The sequence below is a fragment of the Flavobacterium yafengii genome (assembly GCF_030010375.1).
Taxonomy (GTDB): Bacteria; Bacteroidota; Bacteroidia; order Flavobacteriales; family Flavobacteriaceae; genus Flavobacterium; species Flavobacterium yafengii.
This window is the reverse complement of record NZ_JASCRY010000008.1, coordinates 1-20,810: the sequence shown is the minus strand read 5'-3', so window position 1 is coordinate 20,810 and position 20,810 is coordinate 1. Positions and strand designations below refer to the sequence as shown.

The window sequence follows — 20,810 nt, the reverse complement described above, 5'->3', positions numbered from 1 at the left end:
TTTTCTCCAGTAATCATAAACGATTTATCATTTTGTATAAATCCTTCGTTGTCCAAGTGAAATGGTAAAAACTTTGTCATGTTTGGATAGATTATTTTCTGTTTAGAAAAATCCTCCCAATAACTTATACTATCTTGGGTCTCATACCATTTATTATTAGTTTTTTTTCTTGCACTTTTATCCCCAGTTTGCCTCAATCTATCATGACCAAAACCTAAAAGATGGTTTTTTACGGCAGGGTATTCGTCAATATCTATTTTTAGACTAGGGAATGTTGCAATTAAATATAAATCAGCAAATTCATATGAATAGCGTTTAATATCTCGTCCTCTCAAAATCGGTCTATTAATAATGGCTATTTTTACTAATAAAAATGGTATACGGATACATCAGAGTTAGTACAGACAAACAAACAGTAGAAAATCAAAGATTTGAAATAAATCAATTTGCCCTAAAAAACAATTTGATTATTGAAAAATGGATAGAAGAAACAATCTCTGGAACAATTGAAGTAGATAAAAGAACTTTAGGAAAGCTTCTAAAAAAAACCAAAAAAGATGATATTTTAATTTGTTCAGAATTATCAAGATTAGGACGTTCTCTCTTTATGATAATGGAAGTTTTAAACTTCTGTATGAAAAGAGAAGTTAAAATCTGGACTATAAAAGACAATTATAGATTGGGTGAAGACATTCAATCCAAAGTATTGGCTTTTGCCTTTGGTCTTTCGGCAGAAATTGAAAGAAATCTAATCTCCCAAAGAACAAAAGAAGCACTGGCTAGAAAAAAAGCCGAAGGAGTTATTTTAGGAAGACCTATTGGCAGTAAATCTTCAAAAGTTAAATTGTCAGGCAAAGAATTGCAAATTCAGAAACTATTAAATAAAAATGTTTCTTATAGTGCAATTGGTAGGATTTTAGGAGTTAATAGAATTACAGTAACAAAATTTGCTAAAGAAAGAGTGTTAATAAATTGAACTCAAAAAAATTATATATTTTTTAAAAAATTCTATTCTTCAATCAATAATATAATCCAAATTACCGCACCATGAAAAACCATTATCAAAGATTTTGCAATAATCAATCAACTCATATTATTCCTTCTCATTTCATCAAAATCGATTGCTCAAGAGAATTTTCTACTTGTTTATACTTTAACAGTTTTCGGCCCCAAATTTTTTGATACAAACATTTTCCATTTTTCTTATTAACATTATTATCAGTTAAAAAGAAACCTGATAGTTACCGCTATCAGGTTTTTATTTTATTTTGATATAAATTAAACAATGCAACTATGACTTTAGATCAGAATTAAAGATGTCATATTCAAATTATTCTACTCTATATTCATTTAAGTAGTCAATAAATAATTCGTTAATATTTATAAGATGCTTTAAAAACGGTGTATTATCGAACAAGGTTTTATTAAAATCATTTAATTTTTTATTGAATAATTTTCCATTATCAAATTCTGAAAACATTAAATTCATTTGGAATCTAATATCGTTCAATTCATTTGTTTGACTTGTAAAGTTTGGTTCAATTGAGGCAATATCATTAGTTGCTTCTCCAAATTCAAAAGAGGCTAATTTTATTGGTCGAAGTTCTTCTAGAAATGACTCAGCTTTTTCGATAAAAAATCCAGTTAGTTTCATAAATCTTTAAATTTGGTTGTTGTTTGACTGACTTAATTCTCCATATTAAGTTTTCATAAAAGTAATCTCTTTCTGCTATTTGCGAAAAACAAGTTATCAACATTTTTCAGTACTTTGTCTTTATTGTAATAAAAATCTTAAATTGCATGAGTTAATATAAACTAACTGTAAAATGAAACCTGAACTAAAATATATTGGTAAACATATTACGATAAAAACTCTGAAAGATTATATAGTTGATTGTAAATTAGAAGATAAGGTTATATTATTAAACAGTCAAAATTTTGACAATATCGTTTTGGAATATCGTGATTTTTATAATGAAAGCATGGAAATACCATATTCTATCATAGGAATCTTAATTACTGAAGATAACACCAAAAAAGTTCCACTTGATAGAATAGGATTAATAAACGATGATAATTTTGACCATCAAAATCATATTCATGAAGAAACGTATGACTTATATGATGGTGAAGAAGCATATCGTTGCGGTAATATCGTTGATAAAAACGGAAATGAATTGTATGACGTAGAACGAGCACGAATTATTAGATACATTGAAAATTTTGAAAATCCAGTTGTCAACAAATCGCATGGAAAATGTTGTAGAGACGAGTGGTAATATTCTTTATTTAACTATTGGTACATTCAAGTATATCTAAAATTATATAAATTTATTGGAGTGATATGAAATGGCAATACTAATTTATTTTAATCAGAGAAAGAAAATCTACCGCTAAAAAAATAGTAATATAATGGATACTAAACTAATATCAAGAATAGCTTACAGTGATATATTTAACAAATCGGAAAATATAAAATCAGTAATAAATAAAATAAACACAGAAAAAGCTATAGTTTTATTAGCAATAATAAACAAATACGAACATAAAATACATAAAGAATCTAACTCTGAGTTAAAATTTATTTTAAATGAATGGCTTTTAAATTCTGATAAAGATTTAAAGTCAAAAGTGATTAATAGTTACTCAAAACTTGTTGAAAAAAGAGATATTAAAAATTCTAATGAGATAGACTTATCATCGATCAACATTATAAATCGAATTGCTACTTTAAGAACAATTGAGCTATTAGTTTCTCAATCAAATTTAGATAGCGATGGAAATGATTATGAGTCAATCACATTAGAAAATGTGTTCAAATTATACTTACTTGTTAACGATGAACTATCAAACAGACAGGATAAGTTATTTCAAAAATGGTTACCCAACATTCACGAAAAAACAAAAGAAATTAGATTTCATTTATATTTGGGTTTATCTCATATTGATTTAACTTCAGAATCAATATCTAAAAAATTAATATCAGAGGTATTAAAATTTGTCCAGTTTGAAAAATGGCTGAAAAGACAAAACATACATCAAGATATTGTTAATACATACCTTAAAAACTTACAGTCAAACGATTGGTATGATTTGTTCTCTAAAGTATTCCATTTAAACAAAATTGCAATAAACAATCATATAGTTTCTAAGGAAATGTATCCAGAATTATGGGTAATATTGGAATATTTTTCATCTCACGAAGAAACAAGTCAAGAATGGAATGAATTGACAACTATTAGAAAAAAGCCACTGTATAAATTAAAAAATCGGGATTATATAATTATAGATTTCGGTTTTTTATTAGATAAATTTTTCTCTGGAATTTATCATGATTTAATTGAGCTTTCAAAAAAATCTTATAAAAACAATTTTCATCTGGATTACAGTAAAAACTTCGTAGAAGGTGTTTTATTAGTAAACTCTTTAAAATCAGTATTTGGAAAATCTTATATACAATATTCTGAGAATAGGATAAAATTAAATATTAAAAAAGGTATTGAAAATCTTGCCCTTCCAGATTATTATATTAGAAATGGTGGTAAAATATTTATATTTGAATGTAAGAATTCCTTTCTATCAAATGTCAATAAAATAAATCTGGATTGTGATCTTATTGAAAATGAAATAAAAGATAAGTTTTTTGAAAGTTCAGGCAAAAAGAAAGCTGTAAAACAATTATTAAATTTCATCAATCTTTCTGAAGATAAACAATATACTTTTTTCGACAATCTCAAAAAACACTCAAATCTAAAATATTATCCTGTTTTAGTTGTAACAGATAATACATTAACTTCAATCGGATTTAATAAACTTTTTCATGAATACTTTCAAAATGAATTATCTCATGTGAAATCAGATTTAGTCTCTAGAATAAAACCATTAACAATAATACATATTAATGATTTTTTATATTATAACGAATCTTTGAAAAAATTAGATGTATTAATTCAAGAGTACCATAAATATACTTTAAATAAAAATGCAATAGATAGTATGCTATCATTCAGTACTTTTATTGATTTTTTTAAATTTCCTGGCAAGAGAAAAACAAGAAGAGAAAGTATTGATCATATTTTAAAAGATTCACTTCTACCACTTTAACACAAAAATCAGGTCTAAAAGTTACAAATTTTAAGGTCTGGCAGAGAATTAGAGATCTAATTGAAAATGCAAGACGGTTAAATTTATTATTTAGGGGAAAGCTTAGAGAAATGTAGAAAAAATGACAAATAACAGAGACGATTTTAAAAAAGTAACTATTGAAGTTTTACCAAAAAGAGTTGGATATTTATGTTCTAATCCTGATTGTAGAAAGTCGACAATTGGTGCAAATGAAATTCCAGAAAAAGCAACTTCTATTGGTATTGCAGCTCATATTACTGCTGCTTCGGGTGGTGGTCCAAGATATGATGAAAATTTAACAACTGAACAAAGAACTCATATTGATAATGCTATTTGGCTTTGTAGTAATTGTGCAACACTAATTGACAAAGACGAAAAGAAATATACTGTTGCGATATTAAACAATTGGAAAAATTTAGCTGAAGAAGAAAGTACAAAAAAACTAAATGGAGAAGCTCAAAATAAAAAAACTGAAGCTCCTTTCCTTGAAGCCGATTTGATTTGGAAAAATGGAGGTCGTTATAATCAAGGTTATAGCACTAAAAACCCAAAAGAAGTAATAGATGGAAGAACAGTTTACAGTGTTAGCAACCATCCAATAATTTATTGGGAAATAGAATGGAGATTCAACTTTACAATTTATAATAATTCAAGTTTCCCAGCTTATAATGTTAGTGTAGAAAGTATTGGAAAAGAACACTTTACACATATTGACAAATTAAGCAAAGTAAATAATATTCCTCCATTTCAAAATGTAGATTTAACAGCAAAATATTCTTTATACCATGAAGGAATAAGTACAGAAGCTGATGAAATAATGAAACATAGAATTCCTAAAAAATTTAACGACCTAATATTGAGAATAAAATATTTTGATGAAGACAGAAACGAACATATTACACTTTTAAAAATTGTAAATGGAGAATTAGTTAACGAAAAAGCCAGCCACTAACAGCGGTTTGCATCAATGGCTTGGGATTGGCTATTTCCTGTGGAAAAAATGCTGTCTGCCAAAATTTGGTCTATATTTGTAAATACCAGTGATTAATCCAAGCCACTGAATGCAAGCCTAGGGACGATGGGTCTTACGGGCTGAGTACTCGAGTTTATAAAAAGAGATTTGATAATGAAAGGATCGGTTATTAATTGATATTAGAAAAATCATATTTCGTTAATGTTTTTTGCAATATTTTCCAATGATTTCTAATCTGTTTTTTAATTTCCGGAGCGTTCATGTCCTCAGAAGCACGGTAAACATATCTAATATAATTACCTCTATATTTTTTTTCATATTTTGAAACTACTAATTTCTGATTTTTAAATTCTGATTTTTTGGAAGATAACAACCTACTCTTACAACCTTTAAAGCTATATAAACGATAAATTTTTCTTTTAAATAAAGGAGATTTATCTAAAAGTAAGTTTTCATTAATCCTACCTATTCTTTTATGCTTTCTTTTAATTGAATTTTTCATACGTCTATAAAATCCAGCAAGATTTTTCGATTTTATTAAAGTCTTATTTCCATAAAATTCAAAACCCAAATAATTCAAAGGGATATTTTTTATTAAATTATCACCATCAATTTTATATGATTGAAGTATATTATTATCTATTTTAAATAGTGTCTTTTCAGTTTTCTCAAAAGAAATTACAAGTTTAATTTTTTCAATTTGTTCTTTGACAAAATTTTCAATTTGTTGAACTTTATTTTCATCACAAATAACAATTATATCATCGGAATACCTTCTATAAAAAACATTTTCCTTTACAGTCAATTCTTCAATAATGGCCTCGTCAAATGGTAACATATAAATATTAGCCAGTAATGCACTTATAGGAAGCCCTTGTGGTATTCCAACCAACTTTCCGTTCTTATGTTTTTGATTTTTATGAATTATAATATTAGATTCTATTAGTTCTGTTATATTTTCGAAAAAGGTGTTTTTTCCAGTTTTTCGATATTTTGCTAATTTTTTTTCATCAAAATGATTTTTTATAGTTTTCATATCATTGAGCTTAACATACGAAAAATGAGTAGTTGCTTTAAAAATATTGTAGTGATCTTTAGGCAATGATTTATAGCCCAACACTTTTGCCCAAAGAATTTTTAATTGTCTATGATTTAAGCTAGGAAAGAAATTTTCAATATCATAAGCAAGTACGACACAATTCCCCCTTCTCTTTATTTCATCAAATATATCTTTAGCAAAATGAATATTATTTTTAAATTTCAAATTATCATCGGTCGGTATTTGTCTGTAAGCAGAAACTGAATTAGATAGATTTGAATTACTATTTAATAATTTTTCGTATTCAGGAGTGATTATTTTTTGAGTATAATAAGAAAAAATATGTGCGTCCAAATGTGTTGCATAAAGTATTTCTCTAATTTTAGTATTAGAAACAATCTTAGTAGATTTTTTTTGTTTTTTATGAGAACGTCTTATTATTCCATTTATTAGACTAGACTTATATCTTCGTTGCTTAATTTCTTTAAAAATTAGTGGTAGAAATGAATGTCTAGCTACTTTAAACTTATTAGATACGTAAATCTCACAATCTTTTCTGACTGATAAAGGAGTTTTATTAGAAAAATGAGGATAACCTCGGTCTTTAAACCAATCTTTTTGCTTCATAAGAAAATAAGAGTAAGAGAAGTCCTAGCGCGGATTTATAACGAAATAAAACTTACATCTCAATGTGAGACTGAACCATTAGCCGAGTTCTCGACTCCCGCTGATCTTGTACGTTATCTTTGCCCTATTGGGAAAGCGAGATGTTAAATATAACTCTTAATAGTATAGAAATGATTGTAACATTAACCGAATTCTATCGTCTAATGAATGAACTATATAGATGGTATAGTACTCATATGACATTGCAGGTAAATACTGCATTTATATCGATATACTTGCAGTATTTAACTGCAATAACATCATATCTAATCCACATATTTAATTTATTCCCCGAAGGTCTGGATCAAATGAAACATAATGTTCACAATAGTTCAACAAATGTTTTATTTCTCTAACTAAAGAACTTTCTTACTCTTCAGTAAATATAGTATTATTATTTTTATATATTTAACAAAACTTAATTATGACCCAATTAATCAGTGAATTCAAAGTTGGAAATATAGTCACCTATAAAACTCATCCATTATTATATGACTATTATATAAAAGGTGATGGAAAATATGTTCCTCCAATAATGATAATTAAAGAAGTGTTTTTTGAAAATATACAAAAGAAAACTTTTGACGAAAATTCAGGAAAAGAAATTGCTGAAAGAATAAAATATATATGTACATATTTTGATGATAATAAAAGTGAATTCATAGAAGTTCATTTATATCAAAAAATGCTTGTAAATTTTACTAAACTAAAAATTGCAAGTATAAGAAACAAGGTTAATGATAACAATATAGATGTTATTAGTGAGATAGACAGCTATCCCCTTAAACCAGACTATAACTACGGAGAAATTCTTTATTTTAAAACAAAAAAACTAGAAGTTTTAAAAAAAAGATTGTCAATAAAAGTCACAAAAGAGGAGAAAGACGGTCCAAACGATGTGAAAGAAATAATACAATACGTTGTTAATTATGCAACTCCAGATTTTGTAGCTTGTGGATTTAAAATAGAAGACCACAAAGATTTATTTTATAATGATGGAAAAAGCAAAAGACTGGTTTCCAATGAATCTATTAAAATTAAATGGTTTAATCCAGTACAACAAAAATTCAGTGAACATTATTTACCTTCAGAATTCTTCACAGACATAGCTCCGTTCAATTAACATGTATTTTAAATACAATAATTCAAAAAGCACTCTAAGAAATCCACAAAAAATAGTTTCTAAATTGAAGACTGTCTCATAACTTTATAGGGAAATTGTATAAAAATCAATATATTTAACAAGTTAATCTACTAAAGTTAACTTAAAAGTGAATAATAATTTGGAACCTAACTTATAAGTGAATACTTTTGCAAATATAAAACATATAGGAACGTATGATAAAGTATCATATTATTCTGTTGTGCTAGAACAAGAAACTATTTCATTATTTGAAAAGTTTATTGCTGCACACGAAACAACAAACAAAGACAAACTCTATCATATTGTAAAATGGATAGAAGTAATTGGAAACAAATATGGCGCACAACCTTATTTATTTAGACCCGAAGGAGAAACTGCAGACACTTCAGCATTGCCACCTGCAACAAACAAAAATCCTTCCTACATTGAAGATGGAAAGAAAAAACCAAATGCATTACGATTGTATTGCCTCAGGGCAAACGAACACGTGGTTTTCCTTTTCGATGGAAATTTAAAAACTACCAAAAAAGCACAAGACTGTCCAAATGTAAAACATCATTTTAAATTGGCAAACCAAATTACAAAAGCATTAGACGAAGCATTTAAACAAAAAGACATAAATTGGAATGAAACTCATACAGATATCGAGTTTCAATCTGACTTGATAATATATTTATAATTATGGAAAATACTAGAAACAACATTATCTCTGATTGGCTAGAAAAAAACAAAAACCCAGAAATAGACAAATTAGTAGAGAAAAATTTAGCCATAGCACATAAAATAAATGAAATGCTAAAAGATCGTGGTTTAAAACCAGCCGATTTAGCACGATTATTAGATAAAAAACCTTCTGAAATAAGCAAATGGTTAACAGGTACACATACTTTTACAACAAAGACCATCACAAAAATAGAAACCGTTTTAGGTGATGATATTATTCATATTGAGCCTCTAAAAGAATATGTGTATTTAAAAGTATTTGTAAACCAAGAAGATGATTTAGAAGAAACTACTTTTGAAAATTCAGAAGTATTTACTGCCGAAAATAGTTTTGACAAGAAAGTATCATAAACAATGGATAATACCCAAATAATACCATCAAAAATCCATTTAACAAACATTAAAAAAGTGAAAGAAAACACTTTTTTGTTTGATGGAAAATTAGATATAAAACCTACCTATGACATAAAAGTAGCTCATAACATGATGCACAACTTGGAAAAAGAGTTGGTAAAAATTAGACTTTTTCTAGATATTAATGCAGTTGCATCTAATAAGCCTATAAATCAAGGTGGGAATTACGAAATTGACTTCTTCTTTAAAATAGAAGACTTAAAAGACCATTATCAAATTAACAATGAAAAGCCATTATTTAGCGGTCTTTTTGTTACCACACTTTTGGCAATTTCATTCTCTACTTTAAGAGGAATGATGTTTGAATTATGGAAAGATACTTATCTCAAATCGGTTATTTTACCCGTTGTCAATGCTGCAGATCTATTGAAAAGCAAACGTTAATTTATGTCTCAATTATTTACCATTTTTGCAACAAAGAATTGATAAATCAGCGTAGAAGTTTATTTATAGAAAGGTAAATATTATAAATAATAACCGGGTCGTGGTTGTATAATATTAAAGGAAATGATTATTCAAACAAACATTATACTTAATATAGTTCTTAACCTATAAAGAATACGATAAAATCAATGTTGAAACGATTGTTTTTGATACCGACATATAAACTTTATAAAAAAATAATTATGAACTGGAAAGTATTAAAAACTGAAGAAGATTATAACAAGCTATCCTAACGACTTATGGAAATTTTCCATGTAGAATCTAATACACCTGAATTTGAGGAATTGAATTTATTATCCATTTTAATAAAAGATTATGACGACAGACATTACCCTATATCTGAACTTGATGTTTAATAGCAATAAATATTATTAATTCGACAATATCTATCCATCTTTTGTACACCTCTACCCTTCTTAACCCTTTAAATACAAGGATTATTACTTATTGCATCGGAAAGTAATTACATTTCTTTTATTCACTAACTGACTGTTTTTGTTGACTTTATAATTATTATATTTCTTTTATTTCTTGTTCAGTTGTTGCCCAATGTACTTTTTTTGTTGTCCAAATCGATAGGGCAAAGACCTTGGCCAAATGATGCTACCTATTGCTACATTAGGCTAAATAATGCAACAAGTTATGAGTACTAATATGGTTATACCAAAAACCTGTACTTATTTTGGTAAATCTTATAAGTTCATAATTATCTGAATTAAATCTATTTATTTTACACTCGTTAGCGTTAATATTCTATTTCCTAATGCTAATGTACCTGAGCTAATATTCCATTTAACATCAATAGTCTGTCCTGATACAACATCTACAATTGTTTGCAAAGACAAATTTGATCTATTTGAATTGCATTTTAATTTTCGGATGGAATTAGGTATCAAAACTCCACCTTGATAAATACTAAAAGTCGCTATTGTATTTTCATTGCTATAACCCGAATTAGTTTCAGGTGTGTTTCCTGGAGGAAAAATCGTTCCATTCACTGTTGCGGCAGCAAGACTTGTAGTAGCACCTAATCCCGAAGCTATATTACCATTATAAACAGAAGCCCCTGTATTATTGATTGCTCCAGATCCTGTAAAAGCAACAAATGTTGACAATGAACCTAAGCTAATTATTGAAGATTCTTTTGATGGAGTTGTACATGTCCCTACACCAAAAGCAATCGCCCCCGCATTTGTGAGCATTTTTCCATCTAATGTTGAGGCATTACCAACGGCAATTGCATAACCATGAGAAATTAAAATTCCTTTCGCTATTGTATTGTCTCCAATTCCTATTGCTCCTTCGGCTACCCAAAAAACATTTTCAGGAAGTGCTCCGTTTTTTAAAATAATTGTAGTACCAGCTACCATATTTAAATCTCCATTAGCTTTAAAAATAAACAATGCATTTGGATCTCCTCCAGCGTCAAGGGTAAGAGAACCTGAAATTTCAATGGCACTGGCTACTGAATATTTTCCAGGACTAATTGTTTCATTACCAAAATTTATACGGGAAGTATTAGTAGCTGGTCGTATTTCAAGTTGATTGTAAGCTAAAAAAAAGTCTGCTAAAAGAGTGTCTGTATTAGCCGCAATAATCATAATATTATTGGTGAATTGACTATCAAAAGAGACCGAGTATTTTCCTGGTGCTGGTGAAATGCTTATATAGGGAAGCGCCATATCAATATTAGATTTGGTTCCAATATCACCTACACCATTTGTACTATAATATTTTGCGTATGTTCCATAATCTTTCCAACCATCATCATAATAATTAAAACCCGATGTGGTTGTATTATAGATTAAAAGCCCATTTGCAGGGCTTGAAATCAAATTTCTTTGCTCTGTCGTCATTCTTGGAGTAAGAATCCCTTGAGAATTAGATGTTAAATCTAATATTGATGATGTATCCGGATTTATTGTTCCAATCCCAACTTGTGCATTTGAAATTTGCCAATTTGCCAATAGCAAAAGCAGTAATAATTTTCCTATATCTTGCATTTATAATGATTTAATAATTATTGTAATTTAATCAAAGTTAAAGTCCTATTTCCCATTACTATTTTTTCGGAATCTGTATTCCACCTTACATCTATTGCTTGATTAGGCAAAATAGTTGAAATTGCTTGTAATGATAAGTTTGCAGAATTCGCATTACTTGTTAGAATTTTATTTGAACTAGGAATTAAAATCCCATTTTGATAGATGCCAAAAGTTCCTAATGCATTCGTATTATTAGGAGATGACGTTGTTATTGTACCTCCCGGATATAAAATTGAACCGTTAAAAACATTAGGGGAACCAAACCCTGTTATAGCACCTCCATTTGTTCCAACATCTCCAGTAATTACTGAAGTATCCGCGTTTGATATAGCACCTGTGCCACTAAAAAAAATAAAAGTGGATAACACCCCTAAGTCTATTCCAGAATCTCCCGAAGGAATAATTGCAGTTCCTGAACTAAAACTTACAGCCCCTACGATTGCAAAAAGTCTACCTTCAAGATCCCCTCCCGCGGCCATTGAAATTGCACCACCATGAGTAATTACAGTTCCTTTTAGTATAGTTGAAGCTTCAATTGAAGCGGCTCCTTCAATTACCCAAAAAATATTAGAAGCTTTTGCTCCGTTGAGCAAAACCATTTTCGTACTTGCTGCTGTTGAGAAAGCGGCTCCAATCCTAATAACGAAAAGAGCATCTGGATTTCCTCCGCCATCAAAATTGATTGTCCCAACTGTTGATGTTGCTCCTGCAATAGTATAAACACCTGGAATCAAAGTCTCTCCACCTCCTATAACAGATAGATGATTTGTGATAGTAGCCGTTAGTGAATGCAAATTATTGTAAGCTGTCTGCAAATCAATTCTACCTTGTTCAGATGTAAAAGGCCCCCTAATTATTGGAGCATTATTATAATAACTATTAAAGGTAACTTTGTATTTTCCGGCAAATAGAGGCGTTATCGACATACCATTTATAACCTCATTTGAGGTTGCGGTAGTTGTAATATCACCTGTTAAATTTGAAGTATAATTTTTTGCAAAACTAGAATAATCTTTCCAATCTATATCAAAAAAATTAAAGTTTGATGTGCTTGTATTATAAATTAATAAACCTACAGCAGGCGCTACAATTAAATCTCGCTCTTCACTAGTCATTCTAGGCACAAGCAATCCTTCGCTTTTTGAAAATAATTCTAAAAGTGCCGATGGGTCTGGATTAACAGTTCCAATACCTGCCTGCGCACTAACAAATAGTGGTGCTAGCAAAAATACAAGTAATAGAAAGCAAGATGTTTTTTTCATTTGTTATTATTTAAAACTAATTCAAACCTTCTCGTGGATATCAATTCTAATTATTTTTAAGTTTATTGTACTTTTATCAAGATTAAAGTCCTATTTCCCATTACTATTTTTTCGGAATCTGTATTCCACCTTACATCTATTGCTTGATTAGGCAAAATAGTTGCAATTGCTTGTAATGATAAGTTTACAGAATCCGCATTACTTGTTAGAATTTTATTTGAACTTGGAATCAAAACTCCATTTTGATAGATGCCAAAAGTTCCTAATGCATTCGTATTATTAGGAGATAAAGTTGTTATTGACCCTCCGGCATTTAAAAATGAACCCTTAAAAACAGTAGGTGATCCATACCCTGATATAGCTCCTACATTTGTTCCAATATTACCCGTAATTACAGAAGAACCCCCATTAGTTACAGCACCCGCACTACTATAATAAATAAAGGTGGACAACACTCCCAAATCAATTACAGAAATTCCTGAAGGAATTATTGTCTTTACTGTATTAACACTAATAGCTCCTACGATTGAAAAAAGCCGACCTTCAAGATTTCCTCCAGCTCCCATTGTAATTGCACCAGCATGAGTAATTACAGTACCTTTTAGAATAGTTGAAGCTTCAATTGAAGCGGCTCCTTCAATTACCCAAAAAATATTAGAAGCTTTTGCTCCGTTGAGCAAAACCATTTTCGTAGCTACTCCTGCTGAGAAAGCTCCATCAATCCTAATAACGAAAAGAGCATCTGGATTTCCTTGCCCATCAAAATAGAGTGTCCCGACCGTTGATGTAGCTCCAGACAAAGCATAAACGCCTGGAATTAAAGCCTCTCCGTTTCCTAAAACAACCCCATGAGTTCCATTAGTAATTGGAAATGATTGCAAATTATCGTAAATTGACTGCAAATCTATTTCACCCTTTTCCGAAGAAAAAGGACCAGTACTTATTGGAGCATTACTATAATAACTATTAAAGGTAACTTTATATTTTCCGGCAAATTGAGGTGTAATTGACATACCATTTACAACCTCATTTGATGTTGTGATAGTTGTAATATCACCTGTTAAATTTGAATTATAATTTTTTGCGAAACCAGAATAATCTTTCCAATCTATATCAAAATAATTAAAGTTTGATGTGCTAGTATTATAAATTAATAGCCCGACAGCAGGTGCTATAATTAAATCTCTTTCTGCACTAGTCATTCTAGGAACAAGCAATCCTTTACTCTTTGAAAATAACTCTAAAAGTGAAGATGGGGCTGGATCAAAAGTACCAATACCTACCTGAGCACCAACAAATATTGGTATTAGCAAAAAAGTAAGTAATAGAAAGGAGGGTGTTTTTTTCATTTGTTATTATTCAAACCTTCTCTTGGAAATCAATTTTAATTATTCTTTAAGGTTATTGTACTTTTATTAATGTAAAAGTCCTATTTCCCATCCCTATTTTTTCAGAATCTGTATTCCACCTTACATCTACTATTTGATTTGCTTCAATAGTTGAAACTGCCTGTAATGAGGCGTTTCCTAAATAAGCTTCACTAGTCAATATTTTACTGGAACTTGGAATTAAAACTCCATTTTGATAAATACTAAAAGAGGCTATAATATTGTTCGTATTTGGTGTGGATATTGTTGTGGATGTTTTAGAAGTATAAGTTGTATGTGTAACAAAAGCACCGTTTACACTTGCGGCTTCAAAACCTACAAAAGTACCTAAATTAGTCCCTATATTTCCTGTAATTGTTGAAACCGCAGTATTTGTAACGTCACCAGCGGCAGTGTATAAAACAAATTTATCTAATGTACCCAATGGATATGGCGATGTCCCTATTGGCATGGAAGCAACTGCTGGTCCAAAAGTTATTGCCCCAGAAATTGTCAAAAGTCTTCCTTCAAGATTTCCTCCTGCATTAAATGCAATAGCCCCCGTTGTGGCTGCTATTACATTCCCTTTCATAATAGAGTTTGCTCCAAAAGACGGAGCGCCATAAGCTAACCAAAATACATTCCTAGCTTGTGCTCCATTTGTTAAAATAACATTAGTATTTGCGCCAGCGGCCAAAGCTCCATTTGCTTTAATAACAAAAATTGAATTTGAATCTCCACCTCCATCTAATGTCAAGTTTAAAGCAATTGAAGCTGCTCCAGCTATAGAATAAACACCTGGGAAAATAGTTTCACCATTTCCAAAAGCAGCAAGATGATTTGAATTAGTTACAGTAAGAGAATTTAATTGATTAATCAATAGCTCCAAATCCGATTTAGCCTCTTGAGCCATAGTACTTGGAAAACTTTCACCAGAAGAAACTATTCTCTCTGTTGGTGAATTATTATATGAACAATTAAAAGTTACCTCATATGTTCCTGCTAATAATGGTGCAATTGTCATTCCGGGCACTACTACATCTGATGTTGAAGTGGTTGTAACATCGCTTGTCGAATTAGAATTATAATAATTTGTATAATCTGAATACTCTTTCCAAACTAGATCAAAATGATTAAAATGAGAGGTGGTCGTATTGTAAATTAAAAGTCCATTTGCAGGATTTGCAATAAAATCTCTATCCGAGGTAGTTATTCGAGGAATAAGAAGCCCTTGGGAATTAGAGGTTAAATCTAATATTGATGATGCATCTGGAATTATTGTTCCAATCCCAACTTGTGCACATACAATTTGTGACATCATCAAAAAGAAGACAAATAAAAGGGCTGCAATTTTTTTCATTTATTTTTATTAAGTTCTTCCAAAGTTAAATTAGAAATCCACGATTTTTTTTTCGAGTAAAATATCATAATCACTTGTATGTTAATTTTTCTTTTTTTTTAACAACCAAGCTTTTTTCTGCTTGATTTTTATTCGTACAAATTCTCCTTATTAATTTCTTTCCGTTAAGAATAAAACCAAGGCGACCCTTTTTCAAGCCTTTTTTAATATTTTCATAGTCTAAAACACAGTCCCATTATCCCAAACGATAACAGTTTCTGCATCGTAATTTCCCCATGGGATAGTCCTTCAAAATCTTTGTAAGCATTAAGGATGATTTCTGTCAAAATTGCAAGTCTTTTTCCCTCGGGATTCATTGATGATCTTTTTTGGATTACCCACTTTTTAAAACTCCATTTATTTCTAGACAAACATCATAATGCAAATGGCATGCAACATGTTCTTGTACTACAAAAATTAATTATTTTTCTTGCTTTTATAGCTCCCCTTGGGTTCGAAAGTAGAAGTAAAATCGCACTTTCTATTATATTTATTTAAATCCATAATCAAAATTAGAATTAAGCAACATTAGATTCACGCTTTTTAAATCTATTTTTTGCATGAAACATTGCTAATTTATTATCTCATGTCTAGTCCTAAAAGAATCAAACTCAAATGTATTCCAAAAATCCATATTTTAAATCTAGAAAAATAATTCTGTTTATCGTTAGCAATTCGTTTTTGATATACCTTGTTATATATTTTTAGATTTAATCTAAAATTGAAAAAATATAGTATTGTTAATCCGGCAGCGAGAACCCCAAATTCAATGCTTTTGTTATAAAAAAACATACTGTTGATGCCAGAAACAATAATAAATGATGTTAATTAATTATTCGATTTTTTATTTGTTTACATCGACGTAATGATAAACTCGCTACGTCTATTGGCTTGATGTTCTGCTTCGGTACATTGTATACCATCGGAACACTTGTTTACAAGTTGAGTTTCTCCGTAGCCTTTAGCAGTTAATCTGCTCGCTTTTATACCATTTTTAACCAACCACGCCATTGTAGATTTGGCTCTTCCATCGGATAATGCATCATTGTACTGTATCGTTTGCCTACTATCGGTATGTGAACGTATATCAATTTTCATATTTGGATATTCTTCCATTACTGCAAGTACTTTGGCTAACTCAAAGGCTGCATCTTTACGGATGAAAGATTTATTCAAATCAAAATAAATTATTGGAATGTCTAAGGTCTTAGCTAAATTTGTTCCTATCCCAATTGGTTTAATACGTTGCTCTAATGCTAAATCCAATTCACTCTTGCCTGGTGTTTTGGCTATAGAAGTCGTTCCTTCTTTAGTTTCGTATTCGTGTTTCTCTGCTTTTACATAATAGGTTTTGCCACATAGTACTTCAAAGCTATATTTACCATTTGTATCGGATATTCCTTCTTTAAGCAGTTGAAATTTCTCGTCAAACAAACTCAACTTGGTATCTGGCAATATTTTGGTCGTTTCCTTATTCGTGATTACCCCCGTTAAACTTTGTTCACATGCTAGTTTGCGGGTTTCGGTAAACTTATAAACATCGTCATATCCTTTGCCTCCAGTTCGGTTTGAAGTGAAAAAACCTTTTCTGTTTTTGCTGTCTATTAAAAAAGCAAAATCGTCATCGGTTCCGTTTATTGGAGCTCCTACATTTTGTATATCGGTGATACTATTGTCTGTTCCTATCTGGACTACATAAATATCTAATCCTCCGAGTCCCGGCCTTCCATCACTAGCAAAATACAACTCATCATCGTTACTTATAAATGGGAAGGTTTCTCTACCTTCGGTATTGATGGTGTTTCCTAGATTTTGTGGGGTGTCATAAGTTCCATCTTCCTTTATTGCTACTTGAAACAAATCGGATTGTCCTAAAGTTCCTGGCATATCTGAGGCAAAGTACAAGATTTTCTCATTTACACTTAATGCTGGATGCGCAATACTATAGTTGTCGCTATTGAAGGGTAAGGCAACTACATCAACCCATTCTCCTTCTTTGTTTTTTGTGGCTTTGTATAGTTTTAACAAGGTTACTAGTTTACTATCTTTTCCTTTCTTGCCATCTAGATAGTTGTTTCTTGTGAAGTACATGGTTTTGCCATCTCTGGTAAAAACGGGTGTTGATTCGTGAAACTTGGAGTTTATCTTTTTGCTGAATCGCTCTGGTTGTCCTAAAGTACCATCCATTTTTACTTCGGAACTGTATAAATTGGTAAAAGATTGGTTGGTCCATTTAAATATTTTCTTAGAAATGCCTCCGGTATCGCGAGCTGAGGCAAATACTAATTTGTTGCCTGAAATAGAACTCCCATAATCTGAAAAATTAGAGTTAATTCCTGTATCTTCAATTTTATATCTTCCAGAATTAGCCTTGATTATATCTAAATAATTTTTATTTTTTTCGAAGAGTTTTGCTCTATTGTCATTGCCAGATTTTTGGTGAAATTTTTCCATCATCTCGTTTGCTTTATCATTTTGTCCAATAGATTTCAATGATTGTGCATAACGATAATAATATTCTGAATCTACATCCAAAGTCACCGCAAACAATTCCCCATACCATTTGGCAGCTTTGCTAAAATCAGAATTAAAGTAATAGGAATTACCTAATTTCTGGAACATATCAACTGATTTGTATCCTTTTTCTGCAACCTTTTCATAGATTTTTATGGCGTCAATATAAGCATAGCTCTCATATTTCTTATCAGCAGCGGTAACTTTGGCTTTTTGTGCATAACTACTAAATGAAAAAACACTTACTATTATTAGGTAAAGGAGTATATAATTTCTCATAATAATTGTTTTTAGAAGAATCTTGGAATTGTAATTTTATCGATATTGTTGAATATTTCATAACGCAAGAATATTTCATGCGAACCTGAATTATAGTTTTTTAAATTGGTTGTTTCCTTGTCATAACCGTAGCCAACGTATAAACCATCAGAAACTTGAAAACCAACCATAGCACTCAATGAGGCACTCCATCTATATGCAACACCAACTACAAATTTGTCGTTAAACATGAAATTTCCTGATGCGTCGACTTGAAGCGGAGCACCACCAACGACTTTTGTTAATAATGCGGGTTTAAATTTTATAGATTCATTCACATCAAATACATAACCTGCGATTAAGTAGTAATTAATTTTTTCTTTAAAAATGGCTACTTCATTATCATCATAACGATTGCTTTCGATGAAATTAGGAATTGAAAACCCTACATAGGCTTTGTCTGAATGTAAATAAACACCAGCTCCAATATTAGGTGTAAATTTATTATTGAAATCATGCAGACTAGGATCATCATCAACAGGATTTAATCGGTTAACATCTAAATTGAAAAAGTTAGCAGTTGCTTTGATTCCAAAAGATAGTTTAAAGGTTTCAGAAGTAGGAACAGTATATGATAAATCAGCTGAAATCGTATTTTCAGTGGTAGGTCCAATTTTATCATTTATAATCGATACTCCCAAGCCTAAGTTACTTTCGTTAAGTGGAGTATTGACAGAAGCTGCATTTGTAACAGGTGCGCCATCGAGTCCAACCCATTGTGTACGATGCAAGGCAAATATACTCAGGGCTCCTCTTGATCCTGCATAAGCGGGATTGATATTAATGGTGTTATACATGTATTGGGAAAATTGGGCATCTTGTTGGGCATAACTTATAATTCCAGTAAACAGCAAGGCGAATAATAGTACTCTTGTCTTCATTTAGTTTATTTTTTAAACCTGAGGGTGTTAGCCCTCAGGAGTTAGATTTATCTTGTAAGGTATAAATACCCATCTTTTTTATTAGTCTTAACTTGATTGTTTTCATCAATAAAAGTGTAATTTAATATATAAAAATAGGTTCCAGTTGGCAACTCCTGAGATTGACCAATTGTAGTTCTACCTTTAGATAAGCCTGTAAAAGCTTTACTGGTATTATCATATCCATTAGTTTCATAAACTAAAACGCCCCAACGATTATAAATCTCCACAGTATTATCGGGATAACACAATATATTATCAATGTTTTCGATAACAAAGGCTTCATTAGTACCATCTCCATTTGGAGAAAAGGCATTGTGAACGTCAATTACACCGCAACCTAACACAATACTACAATCATCATCTGAAAGAGTTATTTTTATAAATATACTTCTAGGGCATTGTTCATTTACAATTTGATATTTATATTCAAAATTATAATCTGCATCAGGTAAATTAAAAGGAGAGAATATATTTCCGTTTAATACTGCGCTACTGTTGTTAATCCAAGTTCCATTGTTTGGTGTTTCGGGAGATAGTAAAGTATTTAAATCGATAGTTATAGCACTGTCCGTATTACACACTGTTTTTTCAATTAATGTTGATTCAGGTTTTGTTCCAGTTACTTCCCAAGCACATGTTGTTGTGCTGAAAGTATAAGTCTCCCAACAGTTCACTTTCGCTGGTTCTGTAGGTTTGACAGTATTATTATTCACCCAAGCACATGTTGTTGTGTTGAAAGTATACGAATCCCAACAGTTCACTTTCGCTGGCTCTGCAGGTTGTGTCGTATTATTTTTATCCCAAGCACATGTTGTTGTATTAAAAGTATACGTGTCCCAACAGTTTACTTTCGCTGGTTCCATAGGTTTCGCTGTACCATTATTAACGCAAGCACATGTTGCTGTGCTGAAAGTATACGTGTCCCAACAGTTCACTTTAGCTGGTTCTGCAGGTTTCGCTGTACCATTATTCACCCAAGCACATGTTGCTGTGTTGAAAGTATACGAATCCCAACAGTTTACTTTCGCTGGTTCTGCAGGTTGTGTCGTATTGTTTTTATCCCAAGCACATGTTGTTGTGTTGAAAGTATAAGTCTCCCAACAGTTTACTTTAGCTGGTTCCGTAGGTTTCGCTGTACCATTATTCACCCAAGCACATGTTGCTGTGTTGAAAGTATACGTGTCCCAACAGTTCACTTTCGTTGGTTCCGTAGGTTTCGCTGTACCATTATTCACCCAAGCACATGTTGTTGTGTTGAAAGTATACGAATCCCAACAGTTTACTTTCGCTGGTTCTGCAGGTTGTGTCGTATTGTTTTTATCCCAAGCACATGTTGTTGTGTTGAAAGTATAAGTCTCCCAACAGTTAACTTTCGCTGGTTCTGCAGGTTTCGCTGTACCATTATTCACCCAAGCACATGTTGTTGTGTTGAAAGTATACGAATCCCAACAGTT

Annotated in this window: 18 protein-coding genes; 8 read left to right on the top strand and 10 right to left on the bottom strand. The window is 30.8% G+C overall.

Going from position 1 to position 20,810, the window contains the following annotated elements:
* Positions 1 to 335 (bottom strand): hypothetical protein (locus QLS97_RS16715; protein ID WP_282718283.1); only part of this gene is annotated, 335 nt, incomplete at its 3' end.
* A 38-nt stretch (positions 336 to 373) separates the two neighbouring features.
* Between QLS97_RS16715 and QLS97_RS16710 the strand changes: the two genes are divergently transcribed.
* On the top strand, positions 374 to 976 hold the full coding sequence (locus QLS97_RS16710; RefSeq protein WP_282718281.1) for a master DNA invertase Mpi family serine-type recombinase: 603 nt from the start codon (positions 374 to 376) through the stop codon (positions 974 to 976).
* Between the two features lie 354 nt (positions 977 to 1,330).
* On the opposite strand, the gene QLS97_RS16705 is transcribed toward QLS97_RS16710, so the two are convergent.
* The gene (locus QLS97_RS16705) at positions 1,331 to 1,654 is read right to left on the bottom strand and encodes a hypothetical protein (protein ID WP_282718279.1); all 324 of its coding nucleotides are present in this window, start codon (positions 1,652 to 1,654) and stop codon (positions 1,331 to 1,333) included.
* A gap of 328 nt (positions 1,655 to 1,982) precedes the next feature.
* Between QLS97_RS16705 and QLS97_RS16700 the strand changes: the two genes are divergently transcribed.
* From QLS97_RS16700 to QLS97_RS16690, 3 genes are all read left to right on the top strand, one after another.
* Positions 1,983 to 2,279, top strand: coding sequence for a hypothetical protein (locus QLS97_RS16700; RefSeq protein ID WP_282718277.1), 297 nt, complete (start codon positions 1,983 to 1,985; stop codon positions 2,277 to 2,279).
* Positions 2,280 to 2,412: 133 nt separating this feature from the next.
* Positions 2,413 to 4,104 carry a hypothetical protein gene (locus tag QLS97_RS16695; protein WP_282718276.1) on the top strand — a complete coding sequence of 564 codons (1,692 nt, stop codon included), beginning with the start codon at positions 2,413 to 2,415 and terminating at the stop codon, positions 4,102 to 4,104.
* 121 nt (positions 4,105 to 4,225) lie between these two features.
* Positions 4,226 to 5,077 carry a hypothetical protein gene (locus QLS97_RS16690; RefSeq protein WP_282718274.1) on the top strand — a complete coding sequence of 284 codons (852 nt, stop codon included), beginning with the start codon at positions 4,226 to 4,228 and terminating at the stop codon, positions 5,075 to 5,077.
* A 190-nt stretch (positions 5,078 to 5,267) separates the two neighbouring features.
* On the opposite strand, the gene QLS97_RS16685 is transcribed toward QLS97_RS16690, so the two are convergent.
* Positions 5,268 to 6,764 carry a reverse transcriptase domain-containing protein gene (locus QLS97_RS16685; RefSeq protein ID WP_282718272.1) on the bottom strand — a complete coding sequence of 499 codons (1,497 nt, stop codon included), beginning with the start codon at positions 6,762 to 6,764 and terminating at the stop codon, positions 5,268 to 5,270.
* A 463-nt stretch (positions 6,765 to 7,227) separates the two neighbouring features.
* Between QLS97_RS16685 and QLS97_RS16680 the strand changes: the two genes are divergently transcribed.
* The 4 genes from QLS97_RS16680 (at position 7,228) to QLS97_RS16665 (ending at position 9,468) form a co-directional block, all read left to right on the top strand.
* On the top strand, positions 7,228 to 7,926 hold the full coding sequence (locus QLS97_RS16680; RefSeq protein WP_282718271.1) for a hypothetical protein: 699 nt from the start codon (positions 7,228 to 7,230) through the stop codon (positions 7,924 to 7,926).
* A 178-nt stretch (positions 7,927 to 8,104) separates the two neighbouring features.
* The gene (locus tag QLS97_RS16675; protein WP_282718270.1) at positions 8,105 to 8,626 is read left to right on the top strand and encodes a hypothetical protein; all 522 of its coding nucleotides are present in this window, start codon (positions 8,105 to 8,107) and stop codon (positions 8,624 to 8,626) included.
* A 2-nt stretch (positions 8,627 to 8,628) separates the two neighbouring features.
* Positions 8,629 to 9,021: a helix-turn-helix domain-containing protein gene (locus QLS97_RS16670; RefSeq protein ID WP_282718268.1), complete on the top strand. Its 393-nt coding sequence runs from the start codon at positions 8,629 to 8,631 to the stop codon at positions 9,019 to 9,021.
* 3 nt (positions 9,022 to 9,024) lie between these two features.
* Positions 9,025 to 9,468: a hypothetical protein gene (locus QLS97_RS16665; RefSeq protein ID WP_282718266.1), complete on the top strand. Its 444-nt coding sequence runs from the start codon at positions 9,025 to 9,027 to the stop codon at positions 9,466 to 9,468.
* 785 nt (positions 9,469 to 10,253) lie between these two features.
* Here the strand turns inward: QLS97_RS16665 and QLS97_RS16660 are convergent.
* The 7 genes from QLS97_RS16660 to QLS97_RS16630 form a co-directional block, all read right to left on the bottom strand.
* Positions 10,254 to 11,531 (bottom strand): ice-binding family protein, encoded by a 1,278-nt coding sequence (locus tag QLS97_RS16660; RefSeq protein WP_282718264.1) that lies wholly within the window; start codon positions 11,529 to 11,531, stop codon positions 10,254 to 10,256.
* 17 nt (positions 11,532 to 11,548) lie between these two features.
* Positions 11,549 to 12,835 (bottom strand): ice-binding family protein, encoded by a 1,287-nt coding sequence (locus QLS97_RS16655; RefSeq protein ID WP_282718262.1) that lies wholly within the window; start codon positions 12,833 to 12,835, stop codon positions 11,549 to 11,551.
* Positions 12,836 to 12,897: 62 nt separating this feature from the next.
* Positions 12,898 to 14,184 (bottom strand): ice-binding family protein, encoded by a 1,287-nt coding sequence (locus tag QLS97_RS16650; RefSeq protein WP_282718260.1) that lies wholly within the window; start codon positions 14,182 to 14,184, stop codon positions 12,898 to 12,900.
* Positions 14,185 to 14,236: 52 nt separating this feature from the next.
* Positions 14,237 to 15,562, bottom strand: a complete 1,326-nt coding sequence (locus tag QLS97_RS16645) for an ice-binding family protein (RefSeq protein ID WP_282718258.1) — start codon at positions 15,560 to 15,562, stop codon at positions 14,237 to 14,239.
* Positions 15,563 to 16,453: 891 nt separating this feature from the next.
* Positions 16,454 to 18,394 carry an OmpA family protein gene (locus QLS97_RS16640; protein ID WP_282718257.1) on the bottom strand — a complete coding sequence of 647 codons (1,941 nt, stop codon included), beginning with the start codon at positions 18,392 to 18,394 and terminating at the stop codon, positions 16,454 to 16,456.
* Between the two features lie 11 nt (positions 18,395 to 18,405).
* Positions 18,406 to 19,314: a PorP/SprF family type IX secretion system membrane protein gene (locus tag QLS97_RS16635; protein ID WP_282718256.1), complete on the bottom strand. Its 909-nt coding sequence runs from the start codon at positions 19,312 to 19,314 to the stop codon at positions 18,406 to 18,408.
* Positions 19,315 to 19,361: 47 nt separating this feature from the next.
* Positions 19,362 to 20,810 (bottom strand): T9SS type B sorting domain-containing protein (locus tag QLS97_RS16630; protein ID WP_282718255.1); only part of this gene is annotated, 1,449 nt, incomplete at its 5' end.